General features: G+C 72.8%; 11 protein-coding genes. 4 read left to right on the top strand and 7 right to left on the bottom strand.

What is annotated here, in order from left to right:
* Nucleotides 1-211 precede the first annotated feature (211 nt).
* From BCD49_RS05065 to BCD49_RS05055, 3 genes are all read right to left on the bottom strand, one after another.
* Nucleotides 212-2173: a RecQ family ATP-dependent DNA helicase gene (locus tag BCD49_RS05065; RefSeq protein ID WP_007509425.1), complete on the bottom strand. Its 1962-nt coding sequence runs from the start codon at nucleotides 2171-2173 to the stop codon at nucleotides 212-214.
* 260 nt (nucleotides 2174-2433) lie between these two features.
* Nucleotides 2434-4443: an ATP-dependent zinc metalloprotease FtsH gene (gene ftsH, locus BCD49_RS05060; protein WP_007509426.1), complete on the bottom strand. Its 2010-nt coding sequence runs from the start codon at nucleotides 4441-4443 to the stop codon at nucleotides 2434-2436.
* A 249-nt stretch (nucleotides 4444-4692) separates the two neighbouring features.
* Nucleotides 4693-5688 (bottom strand): helix-turn-helix domain-containing protein, encoded by a 996-nt coding sequence (locus tag BCD49_RS05055; RefSeq protein ID WP_007509428.1) that lies wholly within the window; start codon nucleotides 5686-5688, stop codon nucleotides 4693-4695.
* A 176-nt stretch (nucleotides 5689-5864) separates the two neighbouring features.
* Here BCD49_RS05055 and BCD49_RS05050 point away from each other — a divergent pair, with 176 nt between their 5' ends.
* Entirely contained in the window at nucleotides 5865-6485 is a 621-nt protein-coding gene (locus BCD49_RS05050; RefSeq protein WP_007509430.1) for a cysteine hydrolase family protein, read from the top strand.
* A gap of 119 nt (nucleotides 6486-6604) precedes the next feature.
* On the opposite strand, the gene ypfJ is transcribed toward BCD49_RS05050, so the two are convergent.
* The 3 genes from ypfJ to BCD49_RS43975 all read right to left on the bottom strand — a co-directional run bounded on the left by ypfJ (nucleotide 6605) and on the right by BCD49_RS43975 (nucleotide 8555).
* On the bottom strand, nucleotides 6605-7537 hold the full coding sequence (gene ypfJ, locus BCD49_RS05045; protein WP_269799836.1) for a KPN_02809 family neutral zinc metallopeptidase: 933 nt from the start codon (nucleotides 7535-7537) through the stop codon (nucleotides 6605-6607).
* Between the two features lie 315 nt (nucleotides 7538-7852).
* Complete coding sequence (locus BCD49_RS05040) at nucleotides 7853-8068, bottom strand: hypothetical protein (RefSeq protein WP_232794154.1); 216 nt, start codon at nucleotides 8066-8068, stop codon at nucleotides 7853-7855.
* A 313-nt stretch (nucleotides 8069-8381) separates the two neighbouring features.
* Nucleotides 8382-8555, bottom strand: coding sequence for a hypothetical protein (locus BCD49_RS43975; protein WP_007509436.1), 174 nt, complete (start codon nucleotides 8553-8555; stop codon nucleotides 8382-8384).
* A 214-nt stretch (nucleotides 8556-8769) separates the two neighbouring features.
* Here BCD49_RS43975 and BCD49_RS05035 point away from each other — a divergent pair, with 214 nt between their 5' ends.
* The 3 genes from BCD49_RS05035 to BCD49_RS43075 all read left to right on the top strand — a co-directional run bounded on the left by BCD49_RS05035 (nucleotide 8770) and on the right by BCD49_RS43075 (nucleotide 14278).
* Nucleotides 8770-9801 carry an alpha/beta fold hydrolase gene (locus tag BCD49_RS05035; protein ID WP_007509437.1) on the top strand — a complete coding sequence of 344 codons (1032 nt, stop codon included), beginning with the start codon at nucleotides 8770-8772 and terminating at the stop codon, nucleotides 9799-9801.
* A 547-nt stretch (nucleotides 9802-10348) separates the two neighbouring features.
* Nucleotides 10349-13870 (top strand): DNA polymerase III subunit alpha, encoded by a 3522-nt coding sequence (dnaE, locus tag BCD49_RS05025; protein WP_071041215.1) that lies wholly within the window; start codon nucleotides 10349-10351, stop codon nucleotides 13868-13870.
* 171 nt (nucleotides 13871-14041) lie between these two features.
* Nucleotides 14042-14278, top strand: coding sequence for a hypothetical protein (locus tag BCD49_RS43075; RefSeq protein WP_131803376.1), 237 nt, complete (start codon nucleotides 14042-14044; stop codon nucleotides 14276-14278).
* Between the two features lie 120 nt (nucleotides 14279-14398).
* On the opposite strand, the gene BCD49_RS05020 is transcribed toward BCD49_RS43075, so the two are convergent.
* Nucleotides 14399-16060, bottom strand: coding sequence for a DEAD/DEAH box helicase (locus BCD49_RS05020; protein WP_007509441.1), 1662 nt, complete (start codon nucleotides 16058-16060; stop codon nucleotides 14399-14401).
* Between the last annotated feature and the right edge of the window lie 391 nt (nucleotides 16061-16451).

Below are 16451 nucleotides of genomic sequence, written 5' to 3'. Positions count from 1 at the left end.
GGCAGCGCCCGCCCGCCTCGTCCGCGCAGCACCACGTCCCCCGAGAAGCGCTGAAGCCGGACAGTTCCGGCGAGCCCGACCCTACCGCGCCCGCCCGTCCAGACCGCCCGCTTATCCCCTGTCCGACCGCTGTCGCGCGCCTGACGCCGTCACCCGGCCCTCGTCGCGCGGGCCCCGGACGGACGGCGGTCGGCAGCCGGTCGGCCGACGCTCAGCTGTCCGCGGTGGGCGCGCCGGGTCCGCCGTCCAGGTCGAGCGGAACGAGCAGGTCGCGGGACAGGACGGCGGCCAGGGCGAGGGTGCGGTAGCCGGCGTCGTCGAACAGGACGGTGAGCCGGTCGCCCTCGTCGCGGACCACCTGGCCGATGCCCCATTGCTGATGGCGGACCTTGGTGCTCACCGGGAACGCGTGGCCGGCCAACGCCTGCTCGGCCGCCGCGCGCGCGGCCGTCTCCGGGCTGGGCGGTCCGTCCGGCCGGGCCGCCGCCGCGGCCTCGCAACGGTCGCAGTTGCCGCAGTCGGCGTCGTAGGGCTCGCCGAAGTAGGTGAGCAGGTAGCGACGGCGGCAGCCGCGGGTCTCGGCGTAGCCGCGGATCTCGTCGACGCGGGACCGGTCGACAGTCCGGCGGGCCTGGGCGCGCTCGGTGGCGCGGGCCGCGGCGGCGGCCGGGTCCGGGGCGTCGGGGCGGTGCTCGACGCTGCCGTCGTCCCGCACGGCCAGCGCGTCGGCCTGCGCGAGCAGGTCGACGAGCCGGATCAGCGCCGACTCGGTGAGGTCAGCCTCCTTGGCGAGCCGGGACAGCGGGACCGGCCCGTCGGCGTGCGACATGAGGACCGCGATCCGCCGCAGCTGGACCGGGTCGGGTGGGCCGGCGATGAAGAACCGGCGCAGGCCGAGGTCCTCGGGGCGGAAGAACAGGCAGGCGTTGGCCGGCTCGCCGTCCCTGCCCGCACGGCCGATCTCCTGGTAGTAGGAGTCGAGCGAGTCGGCGACATCGGCATGGGCGACGAAGCGGACGTCGGGCTTGTCGATGCCCATGCCGAACGCCGTGGTCGCGACGACGACGTCCAGCTCGCCGCCGAGGAACGCCGTCTCGGTCTGGCGCCGCCGGGCCGCGCCGAGCCCCGCGTGGTAGGGCTGGGCCGCCAGGCCGAGCGCGGCGAGCTCGGTGGCGATCTCCTCGGTGGAGCGGCGGGTGGCCGCGTAGACGATGCCCGGCTTGGCCTCGACGGCCGCGTACTCGACGAGCGCGGCGCGCTTGGCCGCGTCGTCGGTGAAGGTCCGGACGTTGAGGTGGATGTTCGGCCGGTCGAAGCCCGCGACGGTCTCGGCCGGGTCGCGCATCCGCAGCCGTTCGGCGATCTCGCGGCGGACCGGCGGCGCGGCGGTCGCGGTGAGGGCGACGACGGTCGGGTGCCCCAGGTCGTCGATGACCTCGCCGAGGCGCAGGTAGTCGGGGCGGAAGTCGTGGCCCCAGGAGGAGATGCAGTGCGCCTCGTCGATGACGAACAACGAGGGCTCGGCCTCACGTAGGAGCGCCCGGATCTCGGGTTTGGCCAGTTGCTCCGGGGCGAGGAAGAGGAACTCGCTGGTGCCGTGCCGGATCGCGCCGAACGCCTCGGCCAGCGCCCGCGCGCTGGTCTGCGAGTTCGCCACCACCGCGGCGCCCGGGGAGCTGGCCTTTCCGCCCTCGGTCCCACCGCCGAAGGCGTCGAGGCCGCCGAGGCGTTCCGTCAGCCCGCGGACCTGGTCGCGCTGCAACGCGATCAACGGCGAGACGACGATCGTCGGCCCGTCGAGCAGCAGTGCCGGGATCTGGTAGACGGCCGACTTGCCGGCCCCGGTCGGCAGCACGCACAGGGTGTCGCGGCCCTCGACGATCGTCCGCATCGCCGCGCGCTGCCCGGGGCGCAGGGCCGCGAACCCGAACGCGGCCGAGGCCACCGCGTCGAGCAGGCCGTCGGTCTCGTCACCCGCGTCGCCGTCGCCGTCGCCGCTCGCGTCCGGCGCAGGGGCCTGCGCTGGTACCGCGACCGCCGGCGCCCGTGTCGGCGTCTGTTTCGGCGCCCGTGTCGGCGCCTGCCTCAGGGCCTGTGCCGGAGCGCCGGGTGCCGTCCCGGCGGGTCCACCGCCATGACGCCACCACAACAGCCGTCCGAGTCGCACCCTCACCGTCCCGCCTACCTCTCTGAACGAGCGAAAGTGAACCCCTCGCCGACCGGTGTCCTCGTCCCGCTTTGTCCCCTTTGTTCGTACCGTCAAACGATCACGGCCGTTCGGCGGGGTCCGCGGTCCATGCCTGGCCGGCAAAGATCACGGGAAGCGGGCCAGGCCGAAGTCGCTCCCCCGGAAGATCGGCTGGCGCCGACCTCCCGGGGACCCCTGCGGCGATGATGGCGGAGCCTCGCGTGGCCGGAAGCCGTAGGACACGCCTAGGCCTCGGGGGCCGGACGCGGCGCGGCCAGGCCCGCGACGGCACCCGCGGTCTCCCTCGCCAGGCCGAGGCCGGGGGTGTCGCCGGGCTCGACCGCAAGGTCCTCGGGCACCGGAGAGGTCAGGCGCAGGATGTCGGTGACGGCGGCGCCGTCCACGGTCTCCTTCTCCAGGAGGAGGGCGGCGAGGTGGTCCAGGGCGTCGTGGTGCGTGCGCAGCAGGTCGACGGCCCGGGCCTCGGCCTCGCGCAGCAGGCGAGCGACCTCGTCGTCGACGACGCGCTGGGTGCCTTCCGAGTAGGGCCGGCTGACGACCTCCTCGCCGCCCAGGAACTGCTGATCGCGCCCGCCGTAGCCGACCGGCCCGAGCGCGGGGGAGAGACCGAACTCGCGCACCATCCGCGTCGCCAGCTGCGTCGCCCCGGCCAGGTCGCTGGACGCGCCGGTGGAGCCGTAGCCGAAGGCGACCAGTTCCGCCGCCCGGCCGCCGAGGCGGACCGCCAGGCTGTCGAGCAGGTAGGCCTCGGTGTAGAGGTGGCGTTCCGCCTCGGGTAGCTGCTGGGTGACGCCGAGCGCCATCCCGGACGGCAGGATCGTCACCTTCGCGACCGGGTCGGCATGCTCGGACAGCGCCGCGACCAGCGCGTGCCCGGACTCGTGGTACGCGACCGAGCGCTTCTCGTCGGGCAGCAGCGCGTTCGACGCGTCCCGCTGGCCGAGCAGGATCCGGTCGCGGGCCGCGTCCAGGTCCGCGGCGGTGAAGATGTCCCGGCCGTCGCGCACCGCGTGGATCGCGGCCTCGTTCACCAGGTTCGCCAGGTCCGCGCCGGAGAAGCCGGGGGTGCCGCGGGCGATGACGTCGAAGTCGACGTCCGCGCCGAGCTGCTTGCCGCGGGCGTGCACCGCGAGGATCGCGGCCCGCTCCGTCTGGGTCGGCAGTGGGACGGTCACCTGCCGGTCGAACCGGCCGGGGCGCAGCAGCGCCGTGTCGAGCGTCTCCGGACGGTTGGTCGCGGCCAGCACGACGATGCCGGTGCTGGCGTCGAAGCCGTCCATCTCGGCGAGCAGCTGGTTGAGGGTCTGCTCCCGCTCGTCGTTCGCGCCGCCGATCACCGAGCCGCCGCGCCGGCCGCCGATCGAGTCGATCTCGTCGATGAAGATGATCGACGGTGACCGCTTGCGGGCCTCGGCGAACAGGTCGCGGACCCGGGAGGCGCCGACCCCGACGAACATCTCGATGAAGCCGGAGCCGGAGATCGACAGAAACGGCACCTCGGCCTCGCCGGCGACGGCCCGGGCGAGCAGCGTCTTGCCGGTGCCGGGAGGGCCGACCATCAGCACCCCGCGTGGGCCCTTCGCGCCGGCGCGGCGGTAGCGGTCGGGGTTGCGCAGGAAGTCGACGACCTCGCTGATCTCCTGCTTCGCGCCCTCGTAGCCGGCGACGTCGGCGAACCGGGTCTCCGGGCGTTCCGAGTCGGTGATCTTCGCCTTGGACCGGCCGATGGCGCCGAGTGGACCGCCGCCGGACAGCTGCCGTCGCGTCTGCCGTCCCGTCCAGACGAAGAAGCCGACGAGCAGCAGCAGCGGCAGGAAGCTCAGCAGGACCGAGATCCAGGAGCCGCCCGTCTGCGTCCCCTTGACCGCCACGCCCTTGGACTGGAGCTGGGAGGAGAGGGCGGTCGTGTCCAGCGCGGTCGGGATCTGGCTGGTGAACGTGGTGCCGTCCTTGAGCTTGCCGTCGACGGCGCCCTTGTCGTTGATCGTCACCGAGGCGACCGTCCCGGTGTTGACCCGCTTGAGCAGATCCGAGTAGTCGAACGACTTCGTGCCGCCGCCGGACATGCTGGGGACGAACAGCAGCAGCGCCGTGATCAGCAGCCCGATCGGCAGCAGCCAGCTGCGCCAGAGCGGCGGCCTCGGCGGCGCCGGCTTGGGCGCCGGGTCCCGCGGCGGGCCCGACTTCGCCGGCGCCGAATGGTGCACGCCCGGCAGGCGGACTCGTGAGATCACGTCAGACTCCCGTCACAGCGGCCGCGGCTCCGGCTCGCGCGGTGCCTGGCACCAGCGCGCTCCGGTGCCCGCGGAGCGTCCGCGGGCCAGCCCGTTCTTCAGAGTAATGAGCCGGTATGACACCCGGGCGGCCCGAGCACCGCCCACGCGCCCGGTCCGGCGGCCCGCCCCGGCGGCCCGGTCCGGCGGGCCCGGCCGGGGGCGACCCGGCGGTCCGATCATTTCCGCGTCGGCACCGTCCGCCATCAGTCAGGTGACTGCCGCCGTCACGCGGGCATCCGTGCCCGCGAAGGTGGCGCGGTAGATCTGGGGCGCGACGCCGACGACGCGGCGGAAGTGCGGGCGCAGGGAGACGGCGTCGGCGAAGCCGACCCGCCGGGCGACGGCGTCCACGCCCAGGCCGGGCTGCTCCTCGAGCAGGCGCTGGGCCCGCAGCACCCGCTGGGTGAGCAGCCACCGCAGCGGGGAGCTGCCGGTGTGGGCGCGGAAGCGGCGGTCGAAGGTACGCCGGCTCAGGTGGACGTGGCGGGCGAGCGCGTCGACGTCGAGGCTCGCGTCGCCGAGCCGGGACAGCGCCAGCGCCATCGCCTCGGCGACCGGGTCCCCGCCCGCGCGGGCCGCCGGCACCGGGTGCTCGATGTACTGAGCCTGGCCACCGGGCCGGTGCGGAGCGACGACCAGCGCCCGGGAGACCGCGTTCGCGGCCGCCGCTCCGCGCCGCGCGCGCAGCAGGTACAGGCAGGCGTCGATCCCGGCGGCGCTGCCGGCGCTGGTGACGACGTCACCCGCGTCGACGTAGAGCACGTCCGGGTCCACGTCGACCTCGGGGTACCGCGCGGCGAGCGTGCCGGCGTGCCGCCAGTGCGTGGTCGCGCGCCGGCCGTCGAGCAGCCCGGCGGCGGCGAGCACGAAGGAGCCCAGGCACAGCCCGACGACGACGGCACCGTCGTCGTGGGCGGTGACCAGGGCGGTGACCAGGGCGTCCGGCGGCGGCGCCCCGTCGGGCGCCCGCCAGCCAGGGACGATCACCATCCCCGCGTCGGCGAGCGCGTCCAGCCCATGGGGCGGGTCGATCCGGATGCCGGCCGACGCGGTCAGCGGGCCCGGCTCGCCGGCGACGGCCAGCACCGCGTGCGCCGGCACGTCCGGATGGACCGGCCCGAACACCCTGGCCGGCACGGACGCCTCGAACATCGGCTGCCCGTCGCCGAAGACCACCGCCACCGTGTCCCGGTCACGCGCCACGGCCCGCTCCTCCCGACGACCATCCTGGCTTGAATCTATCGGACGGTGGCTTTCAAGCCACTCCTTTGCCCGAAACCCGGACGGGATGCTGCTTCCACCGCGGCCGACCGCCACGGAGATTCCACGGCCACGGAGATTTCACGGCCACGGAGAATTCACAGAACGGAGAAGGCGCGATGTCCAACCGGGCACTCATCGTCATCGACGTGCAGCGGGAGTACGACACGGGAACGCTGCCGATCACCTACCCGCCGCTGGCCGGTTCGCTCGACCGGATCGGCCAGGCCATGGACGTCGCCCGCGACCGCGGGATCCCGGTCGTGGTGATCCAGCAGGACGCGGACGCCGGCCTGCCGGCGTTCGCCGGGTGCAGCTCCGGCTGGGAGCTGCACCCGGTGGTCGCCGCGCGGCCGCGTGACGTGCTGCTGCGCAAGCGCCTGCCCGGCTCGTTCACCGGCACCGGGCTCGAGGGCTGGCTGCGGGAGCGCGCCGTCGACACGGTGACGCTCGTCGGCTACATGACCCACCACTGCGTCGACACCACCGCCCGCCAGGCCTCCCACGCCGGCTTCGCCGTCGAGGTGCTCTCCGACGCGACGGGCACGCTCGCCTATGCCAACGAGGTCGGCGCGCTCACCGCCGAGCAGATGCACGCGCGCGCCCTCACCGTGCTGCACGCGGGCTTCGCCGCGGTCGGGACGACCGACGCCTGGCTCGCCGCCCTGGCCGCCGGCACCCGCCTGCCCGGGAGCTCCGCCTTCGCCTCTGGCCGCGTTCCCGCCGCCACCTTGGGGTGACGGCGGGACGCGGCGCGGCGTCCCGAAGACCGGTGACGTCCCGAAGGTCAGTGGCGTCCGGAAGGTCAGTGGCATCCCGAAGACCGGTGGCGTCCCGAAGGTCGGTGCCGTCCCGAAGGTCAGTGGGGGACGGTCCCGCAGGACTCGAGGGTGGCGCCGCTGGCGCCGGTCTTGAACGAGGTGCTGCGCTGCTGGGCGGAGCCGTGGGTCCAGGTCTCCGGATTGACGTCCACGCCGGCCTTCTGCTCGATGCGGTCGTCGCCGACGGCCTCGGCGGCGTTCAGCGCCTCGTCGATGTCGGACTGGCCGACGGTCACGTTGCCGGCCTTGTCGGCGAGCGTGCTCCAGACGCCCGCGTAGCAGTCGGCCTGCAGCTCCAGCTGCACCGACAGCGCGTTCTCCTGGGACGGGTCGGCCTGCTGCGCCTGGCGCAGCCGTTCCTCGGTGCCAGTGAGCGTCTGGATGTGGTGGCCGACCTCGTGGGCGACGATGTAGGCCTGCGCGTAGCGGCCCTGGGCGCCGTACTGGTCCTGCAGCTGCTTCAGGAACCCGAGGTCGATGTAGACCCGCTGGCCGTTCGGGCAGTAGAACGGGCCGACCTCCGACGAGGCCTGTCCGCAGCCGGTCGAGACGGCCTGCTCGAAGTAGACCAGCGTCGGGCGGGTGTAGGTCTGGCCGTGCTGCTGGAAGTAGCTGGTCCAGACCTCGTTGACCTCGTTGAAGACCTTCAGTACGAAGCAGTCGTCGTACTGGTCGATCGCGCCCGAGGCGTTGCAGCGGGCCGCCAGGTCGGCCGCGGCAGACGCGCCGGCCTCGGTCCCGCCGCCACCCGACCCGCCCACGGGGGCCGACGTGCCGTCACCGCCGCCGAGGAGCGTCACCAGCAGGTAGATGACCACGCCGATGACGCCGGCGCCGCCGCCACCCAGCGCGATCTTGCCGCCGGCGCCGCGCCCGCCGCGCTGGTCCTCGAGCTGGGAGGTGTCGACCCGATCGTCGTCGAAATCCATGGCCTGCCTCTCGCGCCACCCGTCCCGACCTCGTGTCGGCACTGAGCTCGGCCGGAGCACCGATTGTGCCAACCCGGCCGAAGACGGGGTGAGACAGGTGAAACCGGCAGGCAGCGGACGTACCCGCGCCGCGTGGATCTACACGGGCGGCGTGGAGCTACACGGGCGGCTCGGTGCCGCGGTGTCGTGGGCCGGGCTGGTGACGGGTCGCGCCGGTGTCACCGCGCGTCCATACGGCGCAGCGTTTGCCGGCCGGCCGTGCGTCGACCGGCGCGGGTTTGGAGGTCACGGGCGGCTGCTCCTGGGGGTGGGCGCAGGTCTGGCGCGGCGCGCGGGGCGCGTGCCGGCCGTGGCCGGTCATATCCGCCCCCGGCCGTCGCAGGAGACACAGACGTCGACGGCGTGCGCGCCGCGGTGCTCGCGCTGGACATAGCCGGTGCCGCCGCAGCCGCCGCAGGTGAGCGGCCCCTGATCGGAGTGCTCGTCCTCGGGCGGAGGTCCGTACTTGGCGCCGCCGCGCTTCTCCTCGCGGCCGAACCTCATGTCGCCCTGGCGGCGCCCAGCGGGTCTCATGATCAAAAAACTAGGTCGCTCCGGACACCCTGCCAATGGGGCTGGCCGTGGTCTCGTCCACCGCCCCCCACCACGGTGGGGGCCGTTCGCCGCGTCGTCCACCGCGTCGTCCGTTGAGCCGTTCGCCGCGTCGTCTGCTGCGTCGTCCGCCACGCCGTCCACCGTGCGCCGCAGGACAGTCCTCGGAAAGCACAACGGCCCGCCCCGGCAACCGGAGCGGGCCGAGCACGTCCCGTGGGCGTGCGCCTCGACCACCAGGTTCAGGCCTCGCGACGATGGCGAGGCCCGGGCGAACCGAGGCCCTCGGCGAAGGTCAGACCGAGGTGGGCACTCCCAGACGCAGGCGCTTCGGGTTGGCCACCGGGCCCACCGCGATGACGTCCGACTCGGTCGGGGCGGTCTCGGCCGGTACCTGCTCGGCACCGGCGTCACGCTGGCCTGGCAGCGTCCACGCACCGGCCGACACGGCCGCTTCGTTCAGTTCCATCCGCGAGACCCCCTCGTTCGCTGACAATCAGTACCGCGCAGTTGGTACCGATACGGGCGCGTCACGGCGTCCGTACCAAAACGGTATCGAGCGGGCGTGGTGACGCCGAGACCCGGACGTCCGGGGCGGGAGATAGCTGCGTCACAGTCGGGGCCGCCACCGTCGTCCTTTGCTAGGCAGGAGGGCGCGGGTTGGGCGGGCAGGGGGAGGGCCGATGCTGGACACGGATCAGGCTGTCGGGCGCGAGGGGCGCTGGGCGGACGTCGACGGGCCGGTGTACTACGCCGACTTCGGCGGGCCGGCGGACGGCCCACTGGTGGTGTGCGTGCACGGGCTGGGCGCCTCGCACACCAGCTGGTGGTCGCTCGCGCCGCGGCTGGCGACGCGGGCCCGGGTGCTGGCGCTCGACCTCGCCGGCTTCGGCCGCACGCCGGTGGGGGAGCGGGGCAGCGACGTCGCGGCCAACACCCGGCTGCTGGCTGGCTTCCTCGCCGCGGTGTCCGGAGGGGCGCCGGTGCTGCTGGTAGGCAACTCGATGGGCGGGATGATCAGCGTCCTGCACGCCGCCGCCGACCCGGCCTCGGTCACCGGGCTGGTACTGATCTCGCCGGCGCTGCCGATCCCGCGGCTGCGGCCGCCGGACGCCTCGATCCTCGGGATGTTCACCGGGATGGTGCTGCCCAAGGTCGGCTCGGTGGTGCTCGCCCGGCGCCGCGTTCGGTACTCCACCGAGGAACTGGTCGAACAGGCGCTGCGGCGCACGACCGTCGACCCGCGGCGGGTGCCGGCGGACGCGGTCGCGGCGATGGTGGCTCTGTCGGCCGAGCGGGCGGCGGCGCCTGGGGCCGGCCCGGCGAGCGACGCGGCTCTGGTCGCGGCCACCCGGTCGGTCGTCCGCCAGATCGCGCGGCCCGGTCCGCTGGCCGCGGCGGTGGCGGCGGTGGCGGCGCCGACGCTGCTCGTGCACGGGCGTAAGGATCGGCTGGTGCCCGTCGCGGCCGCCCGGCACGTGGCCGCCCGCCGCCCGGACTGGCAGGTGGAGCTGCTCGACGACTGCGGCCACCTGCCACAGCTGGAGGCGGTGGACCAGACCACGGCGCTCATCGTCGCCTGGCTCGACGGCCCCGGCGCGGCGGCCCTCGCCCCGGCGACCCTGGCCCCGGCGGCTGGGGCTCCGGTGGCCGGGGCCCAGCCGGTCGGCGGGTCCCTGCCCGCCTCGCTCGGCGGTGAGCCCGCCTTCTCCTGACGAGCCCAGCCGTCCGTTCCTCGCCCGCCGGCCGCCCCCGCTGCATCGTTTTGTGGTCGATGACGGGCCTATGGACACCGTCATCGACCACGACCCGAAGATCCTTTCTGAACCGTGGTCGATGACGGAGCTCATGAGCTCCGTCATCGACCACGGTCGGCGGGCGGACGCGGTGGGCGGGGCTCGCGGGCGGTCCTGGGGTGGGGAGGATCTGGTGGGCCCGCACTTTCGGGCCCGGCAGCGGGCCGTTCAGCCGTGTGCGCCCGAGCACTTTCCGCGACCGATGGTGCCGGGTGCCGGCCGGTACGTTTCCGTCGCCGGCCCGGCGGGGCGAGGCCTTTATGGATCTTGAAAACGCCGGTCGTGTCGGCCGCTGGGATGTCAGACCCTGGGGCTAGGCTGCTGACACCGCCCCGACATCACCCCGATCACCGGACATCAGCATGATGCCCGTATTGGGTGTCTTGTCCTCTGTGCGCCGTCGTCCCGCACCTGCCCTCGGCCCGCGCCCCGGCCCTCGGCCCGGACCCCGGATGGAAGGCTTGCCGTGTCCGACTCCTTTGTGCACCTGCATGTCCACACCGAGTACTCGATGCTCGACGGAGCCGCCCGGCTCAAGGACATGTTCGCCGAGGTCGGACGTCAGAAGATGCCCGCCGTGGCGATCACCGACCACGGCTACATGTACGGGGCCTACGACTTCCACAAGCAGGCCACCGCGGCCGGCGTGAAGCCGATCATCGGGTGCGAGGCGTACGTCGCCCCCGAGTCGCGGCTGCTCAAGCAGCGGGTCCGCTGGGGCGAGCCGCACCAGAAGAGCGACGACGTCTCCGGTGGCGGCTCCTACACCCACATGACCATGTGGGCGCGCGACGCCGAGGGGCTGCACAACCTGTTCCGGCTGAACTCCCGGGCCTCGATCGAGGGCCACTACATCAAGTGGCCGCGGATGGACCGGGACATCATCGCCGAGCACTCGGCCGGCCTGATGGCGACGACCGGCTGCCCGTCCGGCGAGGTGCAGACCCGGCTGCGCCTGGGCCACCCCGACCTCGCGCTGAAGGCCGCGGCCACCTACCAGGAGATCTTCGGCGCGGAGAACTACTTCTGCGAGATCATGGACCACGGCATCGAGATCGAGCGCCGGGTCCGCGACGGGCTGATCGACATCGCCCGCAAGCTGAACATGAAGTTCGTCGTCACGAACGACTCGCACTACACCTACGAGTCCGAGCGGGAGACGCACTCGGCCCTGCTGTGCGTGCAGACCGCCTCGACCGTCGCGAACCCGTCGTTCCAGTTCGAGGGCTCGGGCTACTTCCTCAAGAGCGCCGACCAGATGCGGGCGATCGACACCAGCGACGCCTGGCGTGAGGGCTGCGACACCACCCTGCTCATCGCCGAGCGGGTCGACACGTCCGGCATGTTCAAGAAGCACAACCTCATGCCGTTGTTCCCGGTCCCCGAGGGCGAGACCGAGGAGTCGTTCTTCCGCGCCKAGGTGCTGCGGGGGATGGAGCGCCGCTTCCCGGACGGCATCGACGAGAAGCACCGCACCCAGGTCGAGTACGAGATCGGCGTCATCCTCCAGATGGGGTTCCCGTCGTACTTCCTGGTCGTCGCGGACTTCATCATGTGGGCGAAGCGCAACGGCATCGCGGTCGGCCCTGGCCGCGGCAGCGCCGCCGGCTCGCTCATCGCCTACGCGCTCGGCATCACCGACCTGGACCCGCTGCCGCACGGCCTGATCTTCGAGCGGTTCCTCAACCCCGACCGCGTGTCGATGCCGGACATCGACATCGACTTCGACGACCGCCGCCGCGCGGACGTCATCCGGTACGTGACGGAGAAATGGGGCGACGACCGGATCGCCCAGATCGTCACCTACGGCACGATCAAGGCGAAGGCCGCCATCAAGGACTCGGCCCGGGTCCTCGGCTACCCGTACGCCGTCGGCGACCGGATCACCAAGGCCATGCCGCCGATGGTGATGGGCAAGGACATCCCGCTGTCCGGGATCTTCGACCCGAACCACCAGCGCTACAGCGAGGCCGGCGAGATCCGGTCGCTCTACGAGTCCGACGCCGACGTCCGCAAGGTCATCGACACGGCGAAGGGCCTGGAGGGGCTGATCCGCCAGGCCGGCGTGCACGCCGCCGGCGTCATCATGTCGGCCGAGCCGATCATCGACCACATCCCGGTGTGGCGCCGGGACGCCGACGGGTCGATCATCACGCAGTTCGACTACCCGACCTGCGAGAACCTCGGCCTGCTGAAGATGGACTTCCTCGGGCTGCGCAACCTGACGGTGATGGACGACGCCGTCCGCAACGTCGAGCGCAACCGCGGGATCACGATCGACCTGCTCGGGCTGGGGCTCGACGACAAGACCACCTACGAACTGCTCGCCCGCGGTGACACGCTCGGGGTGTTCCAGCTCGACGGCGGGCCGCTGCGGTCGCTGCTGCGGCTCATGCGCCCGGACAACTTCGAGGACATCTCCGCCGTCATCGCGCTCTACCGCCCCGGCCCGATGGGCGCGAACTCGCACACCAACTACGCACTGCGCAAGAACGGCCAGCAGGAGATCACCCCGATCCACCCGGATCTCGGCACCTCGCTCGACGAGATTCTCGGCACGACCTACGGCCTGATCGTCTATCAGGAGCAGGTCATGGCCATCGCGCAGGCGGTCGGCGGGTACACGCTCGGCCAGGCCGACCTGCTGCGCCGCGCGATGGGCAAGAAGAAGAAGGAGATCCTCGACAAGGAGTTCGCCCCCTTCTCCGCGGGGATGAAGGCGAACGGGTACTCGGACGCGGCGATCAAGACGCTGTGGGACATCCTCGTCCCGTTCTCCGACTACGCGTTCAACAAGGCGCACAGCGCCGCCTACGGGCTGGTGTCCTACTGGACCGGTTACCTGAAGGCCAACTACCCGGCCGAGTACATGGCCGCGCTCCTGACGTCCGTGCGCGACGACAAGGACAAGAGCGCGATCTACCTGAACGAGTGCCGCCGGATGGGCATCAAGGTGCTCCCGCCCGACGTGAACTACTCCGACGCCGACTACACCCCCCACGGTGACAGCGAGATCCGGGTCGGCCTCGCCGCGATCCGCAACGTGGGCGCGAACGTCGTCGACTCGATCACCCGCACCCGCGGGTCCAAGGGCGACTTCACCTCGTTCCCGGACTTCCTCGACAAGGTCGAGGCCGTGGTCTGCAACAAGCGGACGATCGAGTCACTGATCAAGGCCGGCGCGTTCGACAGCTTCGGGCACACCCGCCGTGGGCTGGTCGAACGGCACGAGCAGGCCGTCGACGCCGTAATGGCGGCGAAGAAGCAGAGCGCCCTGGGCCAGGAGAGCCTGTTCGGCGAGGTCGACGACGACCCGACCACCTCCGCCTTCGGCGCCATGGAGTTCTCCGACAAGGAGTGGGAGAAGTCCGTCAAGCTCGCGCACGAGCGCGACATGCTCGGCCTGTATGTCTCCGACCACCCGCTGTCCGAGGTCGCGCACATCCTGACGGCGAAGGCCGACTGCACGGTCGCCGCGCTCGCCGACTATCCGGACGGCGCCGTCGTCACGATCGGCGGGATCATCTCCAGCCTGCAGCGCAAGGTCACCAAGCAGGGCAAGGTCTGGGCGCTCACGACCATCGAGGACCTCGAGGGCGGCCTCGAGGTGATGTTCTTCCCCCAGACCTACGAGACGTGCGCGACCCAGCTGTCCGAGGACGCGATCGTCATCGTCAAGGGCCGGCTCGACAAGCGGGAGGACGCGCCCCGGCTGGTCGCCTCCGAGCTGTCCGTGCCCGACCTGTCCGAGCACGCCCTCACCCCGCCGATCGTGATCACGCTGCCGACGTCGCGGGTCAACGCGCCGACGGTCGACCGCCTGCGCGAGGTGCTCGCCACCCACCCCGGCACGACCGAGGTGCACCTGCACCTGCAGTCCCCGCACCGCACGACCCTGCTGCGCCTCGACGACTCCTACAAGGTCCGCCGCACCCCCGCCCTGATGGGCGACCTCAAAGCCCTGCTCGGCGCCTCCGCCGTCGCGTAGCTCGGCCGGGCCCGTCCCCCGCGGGTCCATGGGTCCCCCTCGAGTCCATAGATCTCGCGGCTGTGCCTCGCCATGGCCGGGGTCAACCGGTGCTGAAGGTCACGGCTAGGCTTGATCCGCGGCTTTGCCGGCTGGGCGGCCGTCTGGGCGTATCCGCCGGGGGGAACGGACATGACCTTGAAGCAGTGCCCACGTCCGGAAAAGCAGGCGTACCCGACCGAGCAGGCCGCGCTGCGCCATCGCAACGACCTTCGCTTCCGCCGGGACGGATCATCCGATCTTGTGGCTTATCCCTGCGTGTGCGGAATGTGGCACGTTGGCCACAGCCAGCAGCGCCTGAACGCGAGGATCACCTCGGCGCTGAAGGGCAGACGTCCGTTGCCGGGCGCGAAGCGTAAAGCCAGATAGGCCGGCCAGTCCAGGTTTCCTGGACTGGCCGGCCTATCTGAATGCCTCGTCAGCGTCCCATGGTCAGGACGTCCCGCCGGGTGGCTGCGACCGCGTCAGGACAGTCACCCGGCTGTGCTGTCAGGCCGAGGCGGCCGGGGCGGCGTCGCCGTCGTGGTGGGGACGGTCGAAGCGCGGGCCCCGGCGGGGGGCACCGCGGCCGTCGCGAGACGTCCGGCCACCTCCGGCGGCGCCGCGCTGGCTGAAGCCACCCCGGCCGGCGTGGTCACCGCCGCTGCGGCCCTCACCGAAGCGGGAGCCGCCCTGTCGTCCCTCACCCGGCCGGCCGTCCCGGCGCCGGCTGTCGGCCGCCGGCCGTGGCGCCGGGATCGAACCCGGCTCGACGCGGGGGGCCGGCGGGCCGGCGATCTCCGCGACCAGGGGGTCGCTGGCCCTGACCGGCGTGATCTGGGCGTCCGCGCCCGCCGTGCGCAGCATCGCGCGGACCTTGCCGCGGTCGGCGGCGACGGTGACGAGCACGTCCGCGCCGTCGGCGCCGGCCCGGGCGGTGCGCCCACCGCGGTGCTGGTAGGTCTTGGCGTCCTCCGGCGGGCCGAGGTGCACGACCAGGCGGACGTCATCGACGTGGATGCCGCGCGCGGCGACGTCGGTGGCGACCAGCACCCGGCGGGTGCCGTCGGCGAAGCCGGCGAGAGCCCGGGTACGCGCGCCCTGCGGCAGGCCACCGTGGATCGGCTCGGCGGGTACGCCAGCGCGGGTCAGGTCCCTGGCGACGTGGTCGGCGTCGCGCTGGGTACGCACGAAGACCAGGGTGCGGCCCTGGCCACCGGCGAGCGCGGTGACGACCTCGAGCTGGCTGACCTTGTCGGAGGCCTCCAGGGCATGCCGGGTCAGCGTCGTGACCTGGCTGGACTCCGGGTCGACGGCGACCAGGACCGGATCGGGCAGGTACTCCCGGACGAGCACCTCGACCTCGCGGTCCAGCGTGGCGCTGAACATCAGCCGCTGGCCGTTGGGGGAGGTGGCGTCGAGGATCTGCCGGACCGCAGGCAGGAAGCCCAGGTCGCACATGTAGTCGGCCTCGTCGAGCACCGTGATCTCGACGTCGTCGAGCTGGCAGGCGCCGCGCTCGACGAGGTCCAGGAGCCGGCCCGGGGTGGCGACGACGATGTGGACCCCGCGGCGCATGAGCGAGATCTGCCGGGAGATCGACGTTCCACCGTAGACCGGGCGCAGCCACAGGCTGACCGACCGCGACAACGGGTCGAGCGCGTCGCTGACCTGCTGGGCGAGCTCCCTGGTCGGGACGAGGATCAGGCCCCGCGGGCGCAGCGGGGTGGCCGGGCCGCGCCCGGCGAGCTTCGCCAGCATCGGCAGGCCGAAGCCGAGGGTCTTGCCGGAGCCGGTCTTGGCTCGGCCGAGCACGTTCTCGCCGGCGAGGACATCCGGCAGAGCCGCGGCCTGGACCGGGAACGGCGCGGCGATGCCGCGCTCAGCCAACGCACGGACGAGCCGGGCCGGGAGGCCGGCGGCCTCGAACGACTCGACCGGCGGGCGTGGCTCGCGGGTCGGCAGCGCGGGACGGGCCGGCGCCGGGCGCCGGCCGATGCCCGCGCCACCGCGGCGCGGGCCACTCGGGCGGCCGTGCCCGCCGTAGCCGCCGCCAGAGCGAGTCCGTCCGCCTCCGCGTGCCGGCCGGCCGCTCGAGGTCGAGCCCGAGCCGGAGCCCGCGGAGTAGGAGACGAACGATTTGGAGTTGCTGGGGTGAGACAGTGGATCCACCGATCAGGTCGGGGCCACCGTGCCCATGCGTGAACACGTGCCGGCGGCCGGTATGCGGCAGGCCGGCTTCGCGAGAGATACCGAGAGGATCCTCGGGCCGACCGCGCCACCCACCCAGGCCCGGCCCCGTCAGGGACCACGCCAACCGACCACCTGGAACCACCCGCCTGCCTGACGAATTCCGTCAGACGGTGCGAGACCGGACTCCATGGCGGCCAGGAAGCTGGCTCAAAGATCCAACCCCCGAGGATCCGCCCCGTCTGCGTCCCCGGTCGAGCGAAGCTCGACATCGGGGGGTCCGGGGGTCGTCCCCCCGGGCGGACATTGCGGCCCTTGGGAAGCTGGACCCGAAGGGCCAGCGAACAAGGTGAGCCGGCGCGCGCTCGCACCG

The organism is Pseudofrankia sp. EUN1h, from assembly GCF_001854645.1.
GTDB lineage: Bacteria > Actinomycetota > Actinomycetes > Frankiales > Frankiaceae > Pseudofrankia > Pseudofrankia saprophytica.
This window is presented reverse-complemented; position numbering and strand designations above follow the sequence as displayed.